Consider the following 18,647-nt stretch of genomic DNA (forward strand, 5'->3'; position numbering starts at 1 on the left):
CCGGGGCAAAGGGCCCCGGTTTTGATTTAACCGACTGTGCGACCTTCGGTGTCAGACATGTCGAAATTCAGATACTTCGCCACGGTCTGAACGTCCTTGTCACCCCGACCGCACATGTTCATGCAGATCAGGTGATCCTTGGGTAGATCCGGCGCGATTTTCATCACATGAGCCAACGCGTGGCTGGGTTCCAGCGCTGGGATGATGCCCTCGGTCGCGCAGCACAGCTGGAACGCCTCAAGCGCCTCTTTGTCGGTGATCGAGACATAGTTGGCGCGGCCAATGTCGTTCAGCCAGGAATGCTCGGGCCCAATGCCCGGGTAATCCAGACCAGCCGAGATCGAATAGCCCTCAAGAATCTGACCGTCGTCATCCTGTAACAGATACGTACGGTTGCCGTGCAGCACGCCCGGACGGCCTCCGGTCAGCGAAGCGCAATGCTCCATCTTCTCATTCACGCCTTTGCCACCGGCCTCGACGCCGATGATGTTGACGTCTTTGTCGTCGAGGAAGGGGTAGAACAGGCCCATTGCATTCGACCCACCACCGATGGCAGCGATGATCGTATCGGGCAGACGGCCTTCGGCCTTCATCATCTGCTCTTTCGCTTCCTTGCCGATGATTGACTGGAAGTCACGCACCATCGCCGGATAGGGATGCGGACCGGCCACGGTGCCGATGCAGTAGAACGTGTCGCGCACATTGGTCACCCAATCGCGCAGCGCGTCGTTCATCGCGTCTTTCAGCGTCCCACGGCCAGACGTGACCGGGATCACTTCGGCACCCAACAGGCGCATGCGGAATACGTTCGGGGCCTGACGCTGAACGTCATGCGCACCCATGTAGACGATGCATTTCAGGCCGAACTTGGCGCAGACGGTGGCGGTGGCCACGCCATGCTGCCCCGCCCCGGTTTCAGCGATGATCCGGGTTTTGCCCATACGACGCGCCAGAATGATCTGGCCCAGCACGTTGTTGATCTTGTGCGCGCCGGTATGGTTCAACTCATCGCGTTTCAGGTAAATCTTTGCGCCACCCAAATGCTCGGTCAGGCGTTCAGCGTAATACAGCGGTGAGGGGCGGCCCACATAGTTGGCCCACAGATCATCCATCTCGGCCCAGAAGGTGGGGTCATCCTTGGCCTTGTTGTATTCCTCTTCCAGCGACAGGATCAGGGGCATCAGCGTCTCACTGACAAACCGTCCACCGAAAATGCCAAAACGCCCCTGTTCATCGGGGCCGGACATGAAAGAGTTGAAAAGATCGTTGGCCATGGGTGTCTCCACTCGTCGTACCCGTTGTTCATAGGAGGTGGCGGCGGGATTTGCCATGGGCAAAACGCATCATTCCGCAACCTGCGTGTTTTGGCGCCAGACTTGAATTGCCTGATCCGAGGTTGGGACACCAATGCAGCTAAAATGGTAAAACCGGTTCAAATCCGCCAATCGATCAGCCGCCATCATGACGCGACGATGTGGGCCGGATTGCGCGAAGGTCAACATCGCCTCGATATCGTGCCAAACGCTAAGTGAGAAATAGAGACCGTCCTGCCGAAAAACTGCCGCATGAAGGCACAAGGGATCACCTTTTGCTTGATGATATGCCTGCCGCGCGCGCCAGAAAAACTCGGGCGCGTTGTACCAGTGTTTTAATGAGATTCCGCCGATTGCTGCTAACATTTTCCATCCCTCCGTATCGGGGGATACGCAGCGAATTCGAAATCAGATCACACCAGAGCAGCGGCAAACTCGTGGATCAGCGTGGCATCCTTTTGGCCCGGCGCGCATTCGACACCGGAAGAGACATCAACCTGCCGCGCGCCGGTCATCCTGGCGGCTTCAGCAACGTTTTGTGGAGTCAGGCCGCCAGCCAGCATCCATGGGCGTCGCCAGTATTTCCGACCCGCCAGCAAACGCCAATCGAATGCTAACCCATTTCCACCGGGCAATTCCGAATCCCTCGGCGGCTTTGCATCAATAAGCAATTGGTCTGCCACCTCGGAGTACAGATCTATTGCAGTTAGATCCTCAGCTTCGGCTACACCGATTGCCTTCATCACCGGCAATCCGAAACGGTCACGAACCTCAGTCACCCTATGGGGTGATTCCTTGCCGTGCAATTGAAGCATGTCCAGCGGAACTGCGGACACGATACTGTCCAGTTCTTCGTCAGTCGCATTTACGACCAATGCCACCTTCGCCACGCCCGGCGGTACCAATTGCGTCAATGCCGCAGCTTGCGCGGTCTCCAGATGGCGCGGCGACTTCGGAAAGAAAACAAAACCCACATACCCTGCTCCGGCGTCAACAGCCGCGCGCACGTGGTCAGGTGCGGTCAGGCCGCAGATTTTGAACCTAACATCTGACATGGAGTGGGCTCAGCTTGCCTCATCCAGAAGGGCCAGAACATCATCTTTGCCCTCGTTTTGCTTGTTCTTGAGCTTCTTGACCTCTCGCTCAAGCTTGCGCACTTCGCTTTTCTTCGCCGTTGCGTCACGGCGATGCTTGTGTTCACGCATCCATTCCCAAATGAATCCAATGATCAGACCGGCCACAACACCGCCCAGAACCACAAGGAACAAAGGAAGCGAAGCGGTCAGGTTGAACCCCAGCAACTCAGCCAATGGATCCGGCATCAGTTTAAGTTCAACCGACTCAACATTAGCCAAGGACACCGAGATCAGGATGATCCCAAGAGTCCCAAGAAAAGCGTATCGAATGTAGCGCATCATAGGGTCAGGCTTTACCGTTCAATCGGTCCCTTAGCAACTTGCCAGTTTTGAAAAACGGTACACATTTTTCCTCGACCTGAACCGTCTCACCCGTGCGAGGGTTCCGGCCCACACGTGCATCGCGCTTTTTGACCGAAAACGCGCCGAAACCACGCAATTCGACACGGTCGCCTCGTGACATGGCATCGGTGACTTCTTCGAACACGGTATTCACGATCCGCTCAACATCACGCTGATAGAGATGCGGGTTTTCGTCAGCGATTTTCTGAATCAATTCTGAACGGATCATGCGTGATACCCTCCCAGGCAGCCGGTGTGTCAGGTCTACTGATTTGACAGTATAGGAAAAAATCCGGTTTGGGGGAACGCATACTCTGCGCGCTGAGGCTTTATTTTGCCATATTCTCACGCGAATTTTTGCCGGACAGCGGATTTTGCACACTTAAAGCGCGAACAATACCGCGAATAAGCAATCCATTTGGAACATATTGATTCGCAACAAAAACGGCCCCGCGCTGATGCGCGAGGCCGAAATTCTTTCTTGGGATGCGCCCGGGGCTTAGTCGCCCGACTTCAGCGCTGCACCCAGGATATCGCCCAGCGACGCGCCCGAGTCGGAAGAACCGTACTGTTCCACGGCCTCTTTCTCTTCGGCGATCTCGCGTGCCTTGATCGACAGGCCCAGACGGCGGGTCTTGCTGTCGACGTTGGTGACGCGGACGTCGACCTTGTCACCGACCGAGAAACGCTCGGGGCGCTGTTCGGAACGGTCACGTGACAGGTCCGAACGACGGATGAACGACTTCATGCCTTCGTATTCGACCTCGATGCCGCCATCTTCGATAGCGGTCACTTCAACGGTGATGACCGAGCCACGCTTCACGCCACCCACGGCTTCGGCGAACTTGTCACCGCCCAGGGCTTTGATCGACAGCGAGATACGCTCTTTTTCCACGTCAACTTCCGAGACAACGGCCGAAACCATGTCGCCTTTGCGGTAGTTCTGGATCGCATCCTCGCCACGCTCGTCCCAGGACAGGTCGGACAGGTGGACCATGCCGTCGATGTCGCCTTCGAGGCCAATGAACAGACCGAATTCGGTGATGTTCTTGACTTCGCCTTCGACCTCGGTGCCCTCAGGGTGTGTTTCTGCAAACACTTCCCATGGGTTGCGCTGAGTCTGTTTCAGGCCCAGAGACACGCGACGCTTGGCGCCGTCGATTTCCAGAACCATGACGTCGACTTCTTGGCTGGTCGAAACGATCTTGCCGGGGTGGACGTTTTTCTTGGTCCAGGACATCTCGGACACGTGCACCAGACCTTCGACACCGGCTTCCAGCTCGACGAACGCGCCGTAATCAGTGATGTTGGTGACGCGACCCTGATGGACCGAGCCCAGCGGGTATTTCGCAGCAACCAGATCCCACGGATCTTCTTGCAGCTGCTTCATGCCCAGGCTGATGCGGTGGGTTTCTTTGTTGATCTTGATGACCTGAACCTTGATGGTTTCGCCGATCGTCAGGATCTCGGACGGGTGGTTCACACGACGCCATGCCATGTCGGTGACGTGCAGCAGGCCGTCGACGCCGCCCAGGTCAACGAATGCACCGTATTCGGTGATGTTCTTGACAACACCCTCGACGGTCTGACCTTCGGACAGGTTGCCGATAACTTCGGCACGCTGTTCGGCACGCGATTCTTCCAGGATTGCGCGGCGAGACACAACGATGTTGCCACGGCGGCGGTCCATTTTCAGGATCTGGAACGGCTGCTTCAGACCCATCAGCGGGCCAGCGTCGCGCACGGGGCGGACGTCAACCTGCGAGCCGGGCAGGAACGCAACTGCGCCACCCAGATCGACGGTGAAGCCACCTTTGACGCGGCCAAAGATTGCACCCTCGACACGCTGGTCGTCGGCATATGCTTTTTCCAGGCGGTCCCATGCCTCTTCACGGCGGGCCATCTCGCGCGAGATAACGGCTTCGCCGCGGGCGTTTTCTGCGGCGCGCAGGTAAACTTCTACCTCGTCACCAACAGCGATTTCAGGGGCTTCGCCGGGATTTGCGAATTCTTTCAGATCAACGCGGCCTTCCATTTTGTAGCCTACGTCGATGATGGCTTGGCCGGCTTCGATCGCCAGAACCTTGCCTTTGACAACAGAACCCTCTTCGGGCGTGTCCATTTCGAAGCTTTCGTTAAGGAGGGCTTCGAATTCCTCCATGGATGCGTTAGCCATGTGGCGTTGTTTTCCTTTACAGTACGTTTTTGCTGGCCGAGCGGTTGTCTCCGCCGGTCTTGTTTCATGATGCCGTCTGGCGTGACCCGGTGCGCCCCTGAGCAAACAAACACAAAGGGCCGAGATAACCCGGCCCTGCTCAGAAACGTCATCCGGACGTTGACCGCCCTTGTATCGACAGCGCGCGTATAGGCGGATTCCCTGATAGTTGCAAGGGCAAAGCCCATGTTTTCAAGGTTCGGCAGGTCATTGCTGCTGCAATTCGCCTATCTGTTCGCGCCCCACACTTGAGCGTCTCGTTGCAACATGGCCCGTTCTACCGTCTCCAGACGACCAATTGCGACCAACGGGTCGTGACCACCCCCGGCGTTGTTCCATATCTTCAAAGCCGAGCTTGGGCTCCAAGGCAAGCAGGCTTGCGCCAACCATTGCCGCAACTCCTGAGGTAGCGCGTCATAAGCCTGCATCGGTGGGATGTTCCGCCTGCGGCGCTTGAGCGTGCTGCGCAGGTTGCGATTGGATTCGCCCTTTGGGAAAGCCCGTTGCTGGGTTCTGCTCAAGTTCATGCTCTTTGCGGTCCAATTTTTGTGATGATATTACATCTCAAGGAGCCAAGTGCAAGATGACTAGAGCCACAAGGAACCCACCTATTGCCGGCTCACTCACATTCCGTTGATAACGCTGCGGGTTTGTTGAATCACCGCTTGCAACAAGGCACCAGTGGGGCTGCTCAGAGACGCACCGGAGATGTCAGATCATGGAAGAGTTCAACCTCATCGTCGCCCAACAGCCTCAGTGGATTCAGATTTGGTTAAACGTCCTGAGCTTTGGGGCCTTCCTCCTCCCGATCTCTCTCTTGATCTGGAAACAAACGCGCCTGACAGCGATCATCACCGTCGTTGGCAGTGTGCTCGCTGCGGTCGGGGTTTTGCTGATCTTCAACCAGCTTGGTTATGTCCGGTTAATGGGGCTGGGCCATGTCGTGTTCTGGACGCCAGTTGCCTGGTATCTGTGGAGGCAGCAGGCACGTGAAGACATGCCCGTTATCCCCGGATGGATCATCCGCGCGGTCTTATTGACCATCGCGATTTCATTGGTCTTCGACTATGTGGACGTGATCCGGTACCTGATGGGAGATCGAACGCCGGTTCCAGTACCGGCGTAAGGCGCACCCCCATCAAGACATCTGCACAATCGGCAGCCGTTCTTTAGAACAGTTGCAAGTCCTTGGCACCGCTTTGGATTTCGGCAAAATTGGGCATGTTCTGGATCCTGACCGGAGCCGGAGCAGTGCCCGGCATCGCGACAGTTGGCTGCGCAACCTTCGCCTTGCCAAAGGCCGGACGCTCTAGCTCGCCACGGATATCGCGCAGCAGCGTTTTGTGATCGGGCATTGTTCTGATGATCTGCGCAAGATCCTCTTTCGCGCGCTGCATACCCTGATACCAGATCACCTTCTTCAATGGTCTCACCTGATCCCGGATACCCGGCCCATAGCCTGTGTCATAGACCTGTTTACCCAACAGAACTGTCTGATACACGCGATGATCAAACAGCGTTGCGAACTCGACATCGTGATCCATTGGCAGGCGGTGCTGCCACAGCTCCAGGTTCTCGGCCAACCGGTCCGGCACCTTCATCTGTGTCCGCGCATCGATCCAATAGGGATCGTCCGTGCGATTGCCCAAGCGATAGTGCAGGCAGATAAACTCCAACACCTCGTTGTACATCTTGTCCATCTGCCGGTTGTATCTAGCTCGCAGCGATGGCTCGATGGCGCGTGTCGGCAAATGCTCGGCGAACCAGCGCACCGCATGATCAATCATGTGGATCGCGGTACTTTCCAGCGGTTCGATGAATCCGCCGGACAGACCAATGGCGACACAGTTTTTGACCCAGGCATTGCGCACGCGCCCGACGCGCATCGGAATAACGCGCGGTGTCAAACCCTTGCCGCTGTCCCCCAGCCATTCAAGATACTCATCTGCCGCCTGATCATCCGTGCGATGCGCCGATGAGTACACATATCCCGTGCCCACGCGGTTATAGAGCGGCACCCGCCACGTCCAGCCTGCGCCAAGTGCAGTGGATCGTGTCAGGCTCTCGATCTTTTTCGGATTGGGATGCTCGATTTGCAGCGCCATGGCGCGATCGTTGGGCAGGTAGTCAGAATAATCCAGAAACGGCTCGCCCAGCGCCTTGTTTATAATCAACCCGCGGAAGCCGGTGCAATCAACAACCATCTCGATGTCATAGCGGCCTCTGCGTTCCAGCATCAAATGGCTGACGTTACCCTGTTCATCCAGCTCAACCGATCGCACCTCATCCCGAATATGCTCCACACCATTTTGTGTGCAGACCTTGGTCAGCATTCCAGCAAACTTCACTGCATCCAGGTGGTAAGCATAGCCAAAGCGCTGTTCGAATTCGGGTTGCCCCAGTTGCCGCGCGCCTTTGCAAAGACGGCCCAGATCGTCGTGAGGCGAGATAGACTGCGTAAAATCCCGATCCCCGTTACCAAAGCGCAGGAAGTACTCAGCTGCATCCAAGCCTTCCAACATCTGCCCATGGGCAAAAGGGTTCACATAATCGATGCGTTTTCCCTTGCTGTCCTTGTTCCAGTTGCAAAACTTTACACCCAGCTTGAACGACGCGTTGGTCTCGCGGAAAAAATCTCGCTCGGAAATGCCTGCCTGGCGCAGCGTGACCGGCATGCGCGGCACCGTGGCCTCACCCACACCTACGGTCGAGATATTGGGACTTTCAATCAGACAGATACGCGGGCGATCCTTTTGCGAGGACGTCCTGGAAAACACCATGTCCAGGATCAACGCGGTCATCCACCCCGCCGTGCCGCCGCCCACGATGGTGATTTGGTTCAAACGATTATTCATATGGTTTTGTCCCTGTTGGCTTTGGGGATTTTACGGCTGCCTCCCTTTTTTCGGGTTATGTGGCAGCTCTCCCTTTTCGCTTGGGGGAAACTATAACAGCTTTCCTGCGTCCATCTAGGGCTTTAACCGCAATTTACGCACACATATGGGCTGGTCAGATTTCTTCGCCCTTTTTCAAAAGTTCTTCAATCAAAGCACGCTGAAGATCGGTGCTGTCACCCCCACCAAACTCTGCAGCCCCACCGGTGTACAACGTGCCATACGTCTTTGCGATATTCACAGTCTGGGCCAGCCCCGAAATCAACTGATCTTTTTCCAGCAACGACAGCGGGTGAATGAACGCAGCCCACAGGATACCATTGGCAATTGCGTAACGCGCATCCAGCGTACTGTCGAAATTGGCCTGCATCACGCGGATCAAATCCTCTTCCGAAAGGTCTGCAGCATTGCCGATGGCGATCATGGCGCGCATTCGGTCCGCATTAACGTCGGTGACCACCAAAACCTGCTCGTCAGCCACGGTCATCTGGAAACCGGGACCAAACGGCTCGGCCTTGGGATCCAACGCAAAGAGGATGTTACCTAGCCGCTCATATGTCATCGGCGGCTCAGCCTCCGGGACCTTCGGCTCAACTTCCTGAGCGGCAAGGCTTCCAGAGATGAAAATCAGAATGAGGGCTAAGCGAAACATGAGGTCACTCCTGCAGACACCCTTTGACCATACGAACCGCGATACGAACTGGCCAAACAAAGCTTAGTGATCTGGGGCACCATATCATTCAGCGGATTGTACGATCTGCAAAGATAAGTGTCTCTTCTGCGATTAAACGTTCAATCGCTTCGCCTTAACTGTGTGTCATCGGCCAGCACAGTGCCTGGCCCGAAACCGAAACCAAAAGGAAACTCACTATGAAATACATTGTTCTGACTGCCTTGACGACGACTATTGCCCTGTCCACTCCGGCCTTTGCGGCCGACGAGATCAACGTATCAAACGGCATTTCTGCCGCAGGGGCACCGCTGGCCGCACATGGCGTTGATCTGGTTGCTCTGGTCAACGACGGCAATCCGGTCGAAGGCTTTGCCACACACTCGGCAACATATGACGGAGCCTCCTACTACTTCACGACCTCTGCGAACCGCGAAGCCTTTGAGGCAAACCCCGCTGCGTATTTGCCGCAGCATGGCGGGTTCTGTTCGTTCGGCGTGTCAGTCGGCAAGAAGTTCGACGGTGATCCCGATCAGTATCTAGTAGCCGACGGCAAACTGTACCTGTTCCTGAACGCTGAAACCCGAGCGGCCTTTCTTAAGGACGTTGCCGGCACAGCAAAAACAGCTGACGAACAGTGGGCAAACATTAAAAGCGTCGCCGTGGGCGAGCTTTAAATCCCTACCCTTTGCCTGCGGCGCTAGCGTGTCGCGGGCAATTTTGCGTTGATGACCTCAAGCGCTTTTGCCAATGCGGCCTCGATGCTCAGATCGGTTGTGTCCAACTGAACCGCATCCTCCGCAGGTTTCATCGGTGCAGTGCTACGCTCTGCATCGCGCGAGTCGCGCTCTTTGACATCTGCCAGAACCTGATCGCGTGTCACATCGGCACCTTTGGCGCTAAGCTCAAGATACCGGCGTTCAGCGCGCACTTCGGCGCTGGCTGTCACAAACAGCTTTATCTCGGCATTTGGACAGATCACCGTCCCGATATCACGCCCATCCAGAACGGCCCCCCCGGCCCTGCGGGCAAAGGCGCGTTGAAAATCCACCAACGCGGCGCGGACCTCGGGAACAACCGCTACTTTGGACGCCGCCTGAGCGATATCGGGAGTACGAAGATCGCCTTGCTCCAACTCTTCGGCGGTCAAAGCCTTTGCCGCGTCGACCGGATCGGAGCCCGTCAAAACACGTCGACCCACCGCACGGTAGAGCAGCCCTGTGTCCAGATGGGCAAACCCAAAATGCGCTGCAACAGCTTTTGAGATCGTGCCCTTGCCTGCAGCAGCAGGTCCGTCAATCGCGACCGTAAAGCTCACGTACGTTCAACCTTTGCACCCAAAGATGCCATCAACGGTTCAAAAATCGGGAAAGACGTTGCGATCGGTCCGCCATCGTCAACGCTTACTGGCTTCTGCGCGCCCATGCCCATCACCATGAAAGACATTGCAATGCGGTGATCCAGAAAGCTCTCGCAGATGCCAGCCCCGGGGACATTGCCGATACCCAGCCCTTCAACCGACCACCAATCGTCACCTTCGTTTACCGTCACACCGTTTGCGCGCAGGCCACGCGCCATGGCGTCGATACGGTCGCTTTCCTTGACGCGCAGCTCTTTCACACCGCCCATCATCATGGTGCCGGTGGCGTTGGCCGCAACCACGGACAGCACAGGATATTCATCGATCATCGAAGCCGCGCGTTCCGGCGGCACGGTGATCCCCTTCATGTTCGGCGAATATTTTGCACGCAGATCGGCAACAGGTTCGCCACCCTCTTCGCGCTCATTCTCGTAAGTCAGGTCTGCACCCATCTCACGCAGTGTGGTGAACAGGCCAGCGCGGGTCGGGTTCAGGCCAATGCCGGGCACGAGCACATCCGAGCCGGGTGTGATCAGCGCAGCGCACACTGGGAAGGCCGCGCTGGACGGATCACGCGGCACGGCGATGACCTGCGGCTTCAATTCAGGGCGTCCTGTCAGGGTAATAACGCGGCCTTCTTCGGTATCTTCAACCGTAATCTCAGCGCCGAACCCGGCCAGCATCCGCTCGGAATGGTCGCGTGTCGCTTCTTTTTCGATCACAACGGTTTTGCCGGGGGCATTCAATCCCGCCAGCAACACAGCAGATTTGACCTGAGCCGAGGGTACGGGCACTTCATACCGCACCGGGGTCGGGTCCGCTGCACCCACGATGGTCATCGGCAAACGCCCACCGGACCGGCCAACCGATTGCGTGCCAAACAGGGCCAGAGGATCAGTCACCCGCGCCATCGGACGTTTGTTCAGGCTGGCATCGCCAGTGAAGGTCGCCGTGATCGGAGAGGTTGCCATAGCGCCCATGATCAATCGCACACCGGTGCCTGAGTTGCCGCAGTCGATCACCTGATCCGGTTCGGCAAACCCACCGACGCCCACGCCATGCACGGTCCATTCCCCGCCACCGTGATCCGTGACCTCAGCCCCAAAGGCCCGCATTGCCTTGGCGGTATCCAGAACGTCTTCGCCCTCCAGCAGGCCCGAGATCCTGGTCTCACCCACAGCCATCGCGCCAAGGATCAACGACCGGTGCGAGATCGACTTGTCACCCGGCACCTCGGCCGTGCCAGTCAGCGGGCCGCAGGGATGCGAGGTCATCGGGATGGGCGTGCCGTGTCCGGACATGGGGGCTCCTTTTGCGCTATCAGTTCAAGGCGGATTAGCGAATTGGAGCGGGTTGGTCCAGCGGCAATGAGCCCGAAGATGCCACTCAGGCTTCACCCAGCCATTTTGCCGGGTTTTCTTCGGCGATCTGCCGGAAAATCTCCTCGCCCAAGATGTTCCGCAGCCGAAAACAGACCGCCTTTTCTGACAGCGCTTCTTGCCGGGTCATGTAGTAATCTGATCCAAACAGGACACGCGACCTGAGACGCTCACTTTCTTCATCTTCGCCGGTCAGGAAAATGCGCAGGAACGGGACGTAATCCTCGAACTGGAACAATGTGTAAGAGATATCCGTCCAGAGGCCGGGGTAGTTTCCACTGCCGATCATGCGCCGGATTGCCACCTGCCAGTTCCGGTTGAAGGCGTCATCCAGCGGGTTCTTGCGATCCGGATTGACATAGGCATCCCAGTCGCGCTGCCCGCCAAAATGCGCCAAGCAAATCCGTAGCTTGGGATGAGCACGCATTACGGGAATAAACGCCTCGGGCTCGGTATAGCGGTCGGCCCAATAGTCCGAAAGATAGCGCCCCTGAACGCCGCCGCGTGAGCAATGGGACATGACCGGCAGGTTCAACTCTTCTAACCGCGGGTAAACATGCTGCATAAGAACTGGATCGTCCGGCGCGAACCCCAGACGCGGATAGAGCTTCAGGCCCCGAAACTTCAGACCATCTATGGCCCGCCAGAGTTCCGTCGCCTGAGGATCGGCACGCGGGTCAATCGTTGCAAAGGGTATTACGGACCTGCCGACATCCGGGTCGCCAGACAGCTTTGCCAGTTCGTTATGTTGCGCGCTCAGCGGAACCTCCGGCGCGCCGAACCCAAAGGCTGACATCTCCATTGGCAACACGACAAAACGGGTATCACTGGGATAGTGTCGCCGCATGTTGTCCAGAATATCGCGCTGGCTGCCCGCGTCCGTTTCCTGCTGAAAGCGGTAAAGCCTGTCCAGTTTTTCGGCGGCGGAATGCTGACCAATCAGGCGCGCACCAAAGGCCAGCGCCTTGATCAGCCAAGGCATCTTTTTGAATGGCTTGAGTGCCGGATAGGGGTAATCCTCTGGCACATGGCGCGCGTGAAAAAGGTGCGTGTGGCAGTTCGTGATCTGAATATCAGACATGGCAATCCCGGACAAAAGGCTGTGCTAAAATAAGGGCGTCACGCACATTCTAGCATAGCGTTCAGGATTGCAGAAATCTGGCGGTGATCAGGATTCCGTCCTGCGGAAGGTCAAATAATGCGGCACCCGCCCTTCGCGCAGGGCCTTTTGCTCATAGCGGGTGGAAATCCAGTCGTCCCAAGGCTCACGCCAGTCGGCAGGGCGTTCCGCCAGCCATTCAAAACCGGCGCGAGGAACTTCTTCCAGCGTCTGGCGCACATAGTCGGGAATGTCGGTAGCGACGCGAAAGATCGACCCGGGTTTCAGCACCTTCGCCAACGGCTCCAGATGTTCGGGCGTCACAAAACGGCGGCGATGATGACGGGTCTTGGGCCATGGGTCCGGATAGAGCAGAAACGCGCGCGAGATACTGGCTTCGGGCAAGACATCGAACAAATCACGCGCATCGCCGGGATGCACGGCAAGATTTTCGGCCCCCGCTTGCCGGATTTTTCCCAACAACATGGCAACGCCATTGATGTAGGGCTCTGCCCCGATGATGCCGATATCCGGGTTGCTTTGCGCCTGATGCACCAGATGTTCACCGCCGCCAAAGCCCACCTCAAGCCAAACCGGTTTGCCGCCAAACAGACCATTCAGGTCTAAGGGCTTGCGTTCGGGGTTCGTTTCCCAATCCACTGCACCCGGCGACAGCGCGGCAAGATCTTCGTTCAGATAGGTCTTTTGGCTGGGCTTCAGGGTCTTACCTTTGAAGCGGCCATAAAAATTTCTGCGCGGGCGTTGTGGGGTCTCGGTGCTCATGGCGGTGGCCATACTGCGCTGGCCTTAGTGTTGCAAGTGCGCACCGCACCGGTAAAGAAAAAGCGCGCCCAACAGGCGCGCTTTCTTTCTGTTTGGATCAGACTGCTGCTTTCAGAGCATCAACCAGATCGGTGCGTTCCCAGCTAAAGCCGCCGTCTGCATCGGGTTCGCGCCCGAAATGGCCATAAGCGGCGGTGCGCTGATAGATCGGCTTGTTCATCTGCAGGTGCTCACGAATACCACGCGGGGTTAGATCCATGACCTGCCCAACGGCTTTTTCGATCTCGGCGTCGGCAATCTGGCCTGTCCCATGCGTATCGGCATAGATGGACAGCGGTTTGGAGACACCAATCGCATAGCTCAGCTGGATCGTGCAACGTTCTGCCATACCAGCAGCGACAACGTTCTTGGCAAGGTAACGCGCGGCATACGCAGCGGAACGGTCCACCTTGGTCGGGTCTTTGCCCGAGAACGCGCCGCCGCCATGTGGGGCCGCGCCACCATAGGTGTCCACGATGATCTTGCGACCGGTCAGACCTGCGTCACCATCCGGGCCGCCAATCACGAATTTGCCCGTTGGGTTTACGTGCCATTCGGTGTCAGCAGACAACCAGCCTTCGGGCAGAGTTTCGCGAATATAGGGTTCGACGATTTCGCGGATGTCATCTGATGTCAGCGCTTCATCCAAGTGCTGCGTGGACAAAACGACCGAGCTGACGCCAACCGGTTTGCCATCACGATAGATGACGGACAATTGCGACTTGGCATCAGGACCCAGCGCAGGTTCGGCACCGCTTTTGCGCACTTCGGCCAGACGACGCAGGATAGCGTGCGAGTACTGGATCGGTGCGGGCATAAGCGCGGGGGTTTCTGTCGTGGCGTAGCCGAACATGATGCCCTGGTCGCCTGCCCCTTCGTCTTTGTTGTCAGCCGCATCAACGCCCTGCGCGATGTGAGCGGATTGTTCGTGCAGCAGGTTCGTCACCTCGACCGTTTCGTGGTGAAACTTGTCCTGCTCGTAGCCGATGTCTTTGATACAATCGCGGGCAATCTTCTCGATACGCCCCATGTAGTCATGCAGCTTTTCTTGATCCGACAGACCAACTTCACCGCCAATAACGACGCGGTTGGTTGTGGCAAAGGTTTCGCAAGCCACGCGTGCTTCGGGTTCTTCATTCAGAAATGCGTCAAGGACGGCATCCGAAATGCGGTCACAGACCTTGTCTGGGTGCCCTTCGGAAACGGACTCCGAAGTAAATGTATAGTTCTGTCGGGACATAAATGTGCTCCATTAGGGTTTCTCTGTCACGCCAGGAAGCCGTTGTGACAGGTCAGAGACGCATACGCCCACCCGAAGATGGGGTCAATCGCTAATAATTCTCGCGCCGGCGGGCACTAAATCGGATGATGGCGGCAAGAAACAAAAGGGCCACAAGTATGGCACTGTCGCCTGTTCGCGAATAAATCGTCGACTGTTGCGGCAATGGCAGAATGGCATCGACATACCCAGCCTCGCCCAAAGGCAAAGAGGCCGTGACACGGCCCAGAGGGTCGATCATAGCCGATATGCCAGTATTTGCTGCACGGATCATCGGCAGGCCCTGTTCGATCGCCCTCATCCGAGCTTGAACCATGTGCTGATACGGGCCCGATCGGGTTCCGAACCAAGCGTCATTGGTGATCTGCAAAAGGAAATCCGCCCGCCCCGGTGCACCATTCACATCCTGCGAGAACACGGCCTCGTAGCAGATCAGCGGCAAGGCTTGCCCCAAGCGCCCCATATCCATCAACTGCGGGCCCGGTCCCGCGCTGAACCCGTGGCCCGTTGTGGACGCTAATCCATGAATGCCAAAACGCCCCATCAAATCGCCGAAGGGAACGTACTCTCCGAAAGGTGCAAGATGGTGCTTGTCATACAGACCAGCCTGGTTCCCGCTTTCGTCCAGATAGACCATCGAATTGAAAATCCTCGGGCCGTCTCCGCGCTGAATACCCAGGATCACCGGAGTGCCCTGCGCTGCATCCGCTATGGCCGTCAAAATCGGTTGTGCACTGCCGAGCCACGCGGGCACTGCAGTTTCGGGCCATACGATCAGATCAGGTCGCGGCTGGGCAGCTGTATAGTCAATCTGGCGTGAGAAGAACAAAGGGGCGTAGGCCGGGTCCCATTTTTGATGCTGAGGCGCATTTGGTTGCACAACCCGTACAACATGCGGACCGTCGTGAACCGTTGGCCGCATCGCAGCATAGCTCAACGCGACAATGGCCAATCCGGCTGTAAATACCGTTGATTGCACCAGCCCTCGAAAAGGTCTGGGGTGCATCAATGCCGAACCGATTGGGAATGTCGCTGCGAACGTTATCGCGTTTAACCCAAACGGCCCGAACAAAGACAACATTTGCGCCACTGGTGTATCGATCCAGATCTGCGAAACCCCCGCCCAAGGGAAACCGGTTAGCACATAGCCTCGGGCCAGCTCAGCCAAGGAAAGGGTAACGATCAAGAGCAGGCATTGGCGAAAAGAAGACGCGCCCGGGCGGCGAGACATCCAAAAGGAAACGGCCCAAAACAGCGCGAGGCCACCTGCCATAAACACCAGCGCAAACGGCGCCATCCAGGCGTGGCGTTCAGCGTCCACCTGAAACGGTTCGACAAGCCAGCTGAGAGCGTGCACAAAGTAACCGGTGGCAAAAACCCATCCAATCCAACCAGCCCGCGCGCGGGTTTCGCTGGACAGGAACAGCGGCACGATCAGGACCAGAGACAGGATCGTCAGCGCCCAATAGCCATAAGGCGCAAAACCAAACCCTGCGACCCCGCCCAGTATGGCGGCGGCCAGTAGTCTCAGCGGGAAAGGCAAGCCCCGCAGGGGGGTCATGCAGCGATTTCCGGCAGCATGACGCGAAGCCTTTTTATGCGACGCGGATCGGCGTCGAGGACTTCAAATTCAGGACCTTCAGGGTGGATCACAACTTCTCCTCGTGCAGGCACACGACCCGACAGCATGAACACCAAGCCGCCCAAAGTATCGATTTCCTCTTCATCCACGTCTTCATGGCTGGTCAACGAGCGGCCAATCTCGGCTTCGAAATCCTCAAGCGGGACACGGGCTTGCACGACATAACAGCCGGGTTTCTCCTGCACCCACAACTGATCTTCATCAGCGTCGTGCTCATCAGCGATTTCACCAACGACTTGTTCGATCAGGTCTTCGATGGTCAGCAAGCCATCAACACCGCCATATTCATCAATCACCAACGCCATGTGGCGCCGCTCTGTCTGCATCTTAGTCAGCAATATTCCGATTGGCATTGACGGCGGTACAAACAACAGCGTGCGCAGCATCGAGACAAGATCGAAGCTACTGCCCCCGCCGTTGAACCCATGGGTCAACGCAAAGTCTTTGAGATGGACAAAACCCAAAGGCGTATCCAGGGTGCCTTCATAAACCGGTATTCTGGACAGGCCACTCTCACGGAATACATCCGCAAGCTCGTCTTTGGTGATCGTAGAAGGCACCGATACGATTTCGGCAGTCGGGATAGCGACGTCTTCAACACGCATCCGCCGCAGGTTAATCATCCCACGGGACTGAGACGCCGTTGCATCCTGTCCGTTCGCCACCGGCTGCGGTTGAGCCTCATCGCCCGAAAACGCATCAAAAATTCGAGAAAAAAATCCGCTTTTCTCTTCGGTCGTATTGCTGCTGTCCTGTGGTTGCGCGCTGTGCGCCGCCCTAGAACTGCCGTCTGTCTCGCCCATTATCCTGTTCCAATTGATCGGGTCATCTGACCCCTTCATACCTTATATGGGTCATCGATACCTAATTTGCCAAGTATCTCGACCTCAATCCTTTCCATCAGGGTGGCATCGGGATCACGAATGTGATCATACCCGAGCAAATGCAACGTTCCGTGAACAAGCAAATGGATCACGTGATCGTCCATGGCTTTACCCGCGTCAGTTGCCTCACGTGCGCAGGTGTCGAAAGAAATCGCGATATCACCTAAGGGGATTTCACCTGTAAAGTCCGGCTCTGGCGAAACCGGCACCTGCCCTGGTTCTTCCGGGGCCAGATCCTCGGCTGGCCAACTCAGAACATTGGTGGCACTTGGCTTGCCGCGAAACTCTGTATTCAGGTCTGCAATCCGTGCGTCATCGCAGCCCAAAACGCTGACTTCACAAACCTCAGAATCCAGTTCGACAAACGCCAAAACAGCAGAAATCGCCTTTTGCGACAAGGCCTCGAGACCTTGCCACCGATTGTCTTCGACAGTGAGTTCCAGGTTCATCTTACCGCACATCAGCCCTTGCATAGGGCCTTGCACTTAACTGGTATCGCGGCCCGCATCGGCCTCATACGCCTCGATGATGGCGGCGACAAGCGGGTGACGAACGACGTCTTTTGACGTGAAATAGTTGAAGCTGATATTTGGTATCGTTTTCAATAACCTTTCAGCATCCGCCAGGCCGGATTGCACCCCGCGCGGCAGGTCCACCTGAGACCTGTCGCCGGTGATGACCATTCGGCTGCCTTCACCCAGACGGGTCAGGAACATCTTCATCTGCATGGTCGTCGCGTTCTGGGCTTCGTCCAGAACAACGAAGGCATTAGCCAGAGTTCGACCGCGCATAAATGCCAGCGGGGCGATTTCGATTCGTTTTTCCTCGATCAGCTTGGCCAGTTGCTTACCCGGCAGAAAATCGTTCAGCGCGTCATAAAGCGGCTGCATATACGGATCGACCTTGTCCTTCATGTCACCAGGCAAATAGCCCAGCTTTTCACCCGCCTCGACCGCCGGGCGGCTCAGGATGATTCGATCCACATGGCCGCCAATAAACATCGAAACACCAACGGCAACCGCCAGATAGGTTTTACCTGTTCCCGCAGGGCCAATGCCAAAGGCCAATTCGTTCTGAAACAACGACTGAACATAGGCTTTCTGAGCATCTGTACGCGGTTCGACCAGTTTCTTGCGGGTCTTGATCTCGACCGAGCCACCCTTGAACATCTCAAGCTGATCGCCGTCGCGCGTGCCCGTACCTTGTTCCGAAGCACCCATTCGCAACTCGCGATCCACATCTGCGGCTTCGACCTCGCGCCCCCCTTCCAGGCGGGTATAAAGCGATTGCAGCACTTCTACGGCTTGTTTCTGAGCATCTTCGTCGCCCATGACAACCAGCTGGTTGCCACGGCGTACAATCTGGACCGAAAGCTTGCTTTCTATATCGGTCAGATTGCGGTCGTACTCGCCGCATAGGTCAATCAACAATCGGTTGTCGGGAAATTCTACAAACGCCTCACGCTGGGGCATTTCATCTTGCGGTGGGGTCAGGGCACCGATGGCCAATCCGTTCTCCTGTCTTGGCTGTTCACCCTGAGCGTAGACAACAAAACTCGGTGGGCGCAAGCCACAGATTCAAAATTTAGTGCGGGGATGACAAAACAGCCGAA

At 56.8% G+C, this 18,647-nt stretch carries 20 protein-coding genes and 1 riboswitch; of the genes, 2 read left to right on the plus strand and 18 right to left on the minus strand.

Going from position 1 to position 18,647, the window contains the following annotated elements:
• Positions 1-26 precede the first annotated feature (26 nt).
• The 7 genes from trpB to GOV90_RS05855 form a co-directional block, all read right to left on the minus strand.
• Positions 27-1,274, minus strand: coding sequence for a tryptophan synthase subunit beta (trpB, locus tag GOV90_RS05825; protein WP_171094319.1), 1,248 nt, complete (start codon positions 1,272-1,274; stop codon positions 27-29).
• A 69-nt stretch (positions 1,275-1,343) separates the two neighbouring features.
• The gene (locus GOV90_RS05830) at positions 1,344-1,679 is read right to left on the minus strand and encodes a DUF3291 domain-containing protein (RefSeq protein ID WP_171094321.1); all 336 of its coding nucleotides are present in this window, start codon (positions 1,677-1,679) and stop codon (positions 1,344-1,346) included.
• Positions 1,680-1,726: 47 nt separating this feature from the next.
• A complete protein-coding gene (locus tag GOV90_RS05835) occupies positions 1,727-2,368 on the minus strand; it encodes a phosphoribosylanthranilate isomerase (protein WP_171094323.1) in 642 nt (213 codons plus the stop codon).
• Between the two features lie 9 nt (positions 2,369-2,377).
• Complete coding sequence (locus GOV90_RS05840; RefSeq protein ID WP_171094325.1) at positions 2,378-2,728, minus strand: lipopolysaccharide assembly protein LapA domain-containing protein; 351 nt, start codon at positions 2,726-2,728, stop codon at positions 2,378-2,380.
• A gap of 7 nt (positions 2,729-2,735) precedes the next feature.
• Positions 2,736-3,020 carry an integration host factor subunit beta gene (gene ihfB / locus GOV90_RS05845; protein ID WP_008758048.1) on the minus strand — a complete coding sequence of 95 codons (285 nt, stop codon included), beginning with the start codon at positions 3,018-3,020 and terminating at the stop codon, positions 2,736-2,738.
• A 270-nt stretch (positions 3,021-3,290) separates the two neighbouring features.
• Complete coding sequence (gene rpsA / locus GOV90_RS05850; protein ID WP_171094327.1) at positions 3,291-4,967, minus strand: 30S ribosomal protein S1; 1,677 nt, start codon at positions 4,965-4,967, stop codon at positions 3,291-3,293.
• A gap of 266 nt (positions 4,968-5,233) precedes the next feature.
• Entirely contained in the window at positions 5,234-5,527 is a 294-nt protein-coding gene (locus tag GOV90_RS05855) for a DUF6525 family protein (RefSeq protein ID WP_256367901.1), read from the minus strand.
• 197 nt (positions 5,528-5,724) lie between these two features.
• Between GOV90_RS05855 and GOV90_RS05860 the strand changes: the two genes are divergently transcribed.
• A complete protein-coding gene (locus tag GOV90_RS05860) occupies positions 5,725-6,132 on the plus strand; it encodes a hypothetical protein (RefSeq protein ID WP_171094329.1) in 408 nt (135 codons plus the stop codon).
• A gap of 43 nt (positions 6,133-6,175) precedes the next feature.
• Here GOV90_RS05860 and GOV90_RS05865 read toward each other — a convergent pair whose 3' ends face one another.
• Together GOV90_RS05865 and GOV90_RS05870 are read right to left on the minus strand one after the other, a co-directional pair.
• Entirely contained in the window at positions 6,176-7,861 is a 1,686-nt protein-coding gene (locus GOV90_RS05865) for a tryptophan halogenase family protein (RefSeq protein WP_171094331.1), read from the minus strand.
• Between the two features lie 154 nt (positions 7,862-8,015).
• Positions 8,016-8,552 carry a hypothetical protein gene (locus GOV90_RS05870; RefSeq protein WP_171094333.1) on the minus strand — a complete coding sequence of 179 codons (537 nt, stop codon included), beginning with the start codon at positions 8,550-8,552 and terminating at the stop codon, positions 8,016-8,018.
• A gap of 218 nt (positions 8,553-8,770) precedes the next feature.
• On the opposite strand from GOV90_RS05870, the gene GOV90_RS05875 reads away from it, so the two are divergent.
• Positions 8,771-9,247: a YHS domain-containing (seleno)protein gene (locus GOV90_RS05875; RefSeq protein ID WP_171094335.1), complete on the plus strand. Its 477-nt coding sequence runs from the start codon at positions 8,771-8,773 to the stop codon at positions 9,245-9,247.
• A gap of 23 nt (positions 9,248-9,270) precedes the next feature.
• Here the strand turns inward: GOV90_RS05875 and cmk are convergent, their stop codons facing one another.
• The 9 genes from cmk to GOV90_RS05920 form a co-directional block, all read right to left on the minus strand.
• Positions 9,271-9,888 carry a (d)CMP kinase gene (gene cmk / locus GOV90_RS05880; RefSeq protein ID WP_171094337.1) on the minus strand — a complete coding sequence of 206 codons (618 nt, stop codon included), beginning with the start codon at positions 9,886-9,888 and terminating at the stop codon, positions 9,271-9,273.
• The gene (aroA, locus tag GOV90_RS05885) at positions 9,885-11,231 is read right to left on the minus strand and encodes a 3-phosphoshikimate 1-carboxyvinyltransferase (protein ID WP_171094339.1); all 1,347 of its coding nucleotides are present in this window, start codon (positions 11,229-11,231) and stop codon (positions 9,885-9,887) included. The genes cmk and aroA overlap by 4 nt, the downstream gene beginning before the upstream one ends.
• A gap of 85 nt (positions 11,232-11,316) precedes the next feature.
• On the minus strand, positions 11,317-12,390 hold the full coding sequence (locus tag GOV90_RS05890) for an amidohydrolase family protein (RefSeq protein ID WP_171094341.1): 1,074 nt from the start codon (positions 12,388-12,390) through the stop codon (positions 11,317-11,319).
• 87 nt (positions 12,391-12,477) lie between these two features.
• On the minus strand, positions 12,478-13,191 hold the full coding sequence (gene trmB, locus GOV90_RS05895) for a tRNA (guanosine(46)-N7)-methyltransferase TrmB (RefSeq protein WP_171094343.1): 714 nt from the start codon (positions 13,189-13,191) through the stop codon (positions 12,478-12,480).
• A 97-nt stretch (positions 13,192-13,288) separates the two neighbouring features.
• Complete coding sequence (gene metK, locus GOV90_RS05900; RefSeq protein ID WP_171094344.1) at positions 13,289-14,470, minus strand: methionine adenosyltransferase; 1,182 nt, start codon at positions 14,468-14,470, stop codon at positions 13,289-13,291.
• 5 nt (positions 14,471-14,475) lie between these two features.
• Positions 14,476-14,524: riboswitch (SAM-SAH riboswitch) on the minus strand.
• Positions 14,525-14,561: 37 nt separating this feature from the next.
• Positions 14,562-16,070 carry an apolipoprotein N-acyltransferase gene (gene lnt / locus GOV90_RS05905; protein ID WP_171094346.1) on the minus strand — a complete coding sequence of 503 codons (1,509 nt, stop codon included), beginning with the start codon at positions 16,068-16,070 and terminating at the stop codon, positions 14,562-14,564.
• Positions 16,067-16,954 (minus strand): hemolysin family protein, encoded by an 888-nt coding sequence (locus GOV90_RS05910; RefSeq protein WP_171094349.1) that lies wholly within the window; start codon positions 16,952-16,954, stop codon positions 16,067-16,069. Before GOV90_RS05910 ends, lnt begins: the two co-directional genes overlap by 4 nt.
• 35 nt (positions 16,955-16,989) lie before the next feature.
• Positions 16,990-17,484, minus strand: coding sequence for an rRNA maturation RNase YbeY (ybeY, locus tag GOV90_RS05915; RefSeq protein ID WP_171094351.1), 495 nt, complete (start codon positions 17,482-17,484; stop codon positions 16,990-16,992).
• 36 nt (positions 17,485-17,520) lie between these two features.
• Positions 17,521-18,543, minus strand: a complete 1,023-nt coding sequence (locus tag GOV90_RS05920) for a PhoH family protein (RefSeq protein ID WP_171094353.1) — start codon at positions 18,541-18,543, stop codon at positions 17,521-17,523.
• Positions 18,544-18,647: the final 104 nt, after the last annotated feature.

This window comes from Ruegeria sp. HKCCA5929, from assembly GCF_013034525.1.
Taxonomy (GTDB): Bacteria; Pseudomonadota; Alphaproteobacteria; order Rhodobacterales; family Rhodobacteraceae; genus Ruegeria.

Coding starts and splice junctions, on each gene's coding strand:
- trpB (WP_171094319.1), bottom strand. CDS start 1,274: ATGGCCAACGATCTTTTCAACTCTTTCATGTCCGGCCCCGATGAACAG.
- GOV90_RS05830 (WP_171094321.1), bottom strand. CDS start 1,679: ATGTTAGCAGCAATCGGCGGAATCTCATTAAAACACTGGTACAACGCG.
- GOV90_RS05835 (WP_171094323.1), bottom strand. CDS start 2,368: ATGTCAGATGTTAGGTTCAAAATCTGCGGCCTGACCGCACCTGACCAC.
- GOV90_RS05840 (WP_171094325.1), bottom strand. CDS start 2,728: ATGCGCTACATTCGATACGCTTTTCTTGGGACTCTTGGGATCATCCTG.
- ihfB (WP_008758048.1), bottom strand. CDS start 3,020: ATGATCCGTTCAGAATTGATTCAGAAAATCGCTGACGAAAACCCGCAT.
- rpsA (WP_171094327.1), bottom strand. CDS start 4,967: ATGGCTAACGCATCCATGGAGGAATTCGAAGCCCTCCTTAACGAAAGC.
- GOV90_RS05860 (WP_171094329.1), top strand. CDS start 5,725: ATGGAAGAGTTCAACCTCATCGTCGCCCAACAGCCTCAGTGGATTCAG.
- GOV90_RS05865 (WP_171094331.1), bottom strand. CDS start 7,861: ATGAATAATCGTTTGAACCAAATCACCATCGTGGGCGGCGGCACGGCG.
- GOV90_RS05870 (WP_171094333.1), bottom strand. CDS start 8,552: ATGTTTCGCTTAGCCCTCATTCTGATTTTCATCTCTGGAAGCCTTGCC.
- GOV90_RS05875 (WP_171094335.1), top strand. CDS start 8,771: ATGAAATACATTGTTCTGACTGCCTTGACGACGACTATTGCCCTGTCC.
- aroA (WP_171094339.1), bottom strand. CDS start 11,231: ATGTCCGGACACGGCACGCCCATCCCGATGACCTCGCATCCCTGCGGC.
- GOV90_RS05890 (WP_171094341.1), bottom strand. CDS start 12,390: ATGTCTGATATTCAGATCACGAACTGCCACACGCACCTTTTTCACGCG.
- trmB (WP_171094343.1), bottom strand. CDS start 13,191: ATGAGCACCGAGACCCCACAACGCCCGCGCAGAAATTTTTATGGCCGC.
- metK (WP_171094344.1), bottom strand. CDS start 14,470: ATGTCCCGACAGAACTATACATTTACTTCGGAGTCCGTTTCCGAAGGG.
- lnt (WP_171094346.1), bottom strand. CDS start 16,070: ATGACCCCCCTGCGGGGCTTGCCTTTCCCGCTGAGACTACTGGCCGCC.
- GOV90_RS05910 (WP_171094349.1), bottom strand. CDS start 16,954: ATGGGCGAGACAGACGGCAGTTCTAGGGCGGCGCACAGCGCGCAACCA.
- ybeY (WP_171094351.1), bottom strand. CDS start 17,484: ATGAACCTGGAACTCACTGTCGAAGACAATCGGTGGCAAGGTCTCGAG.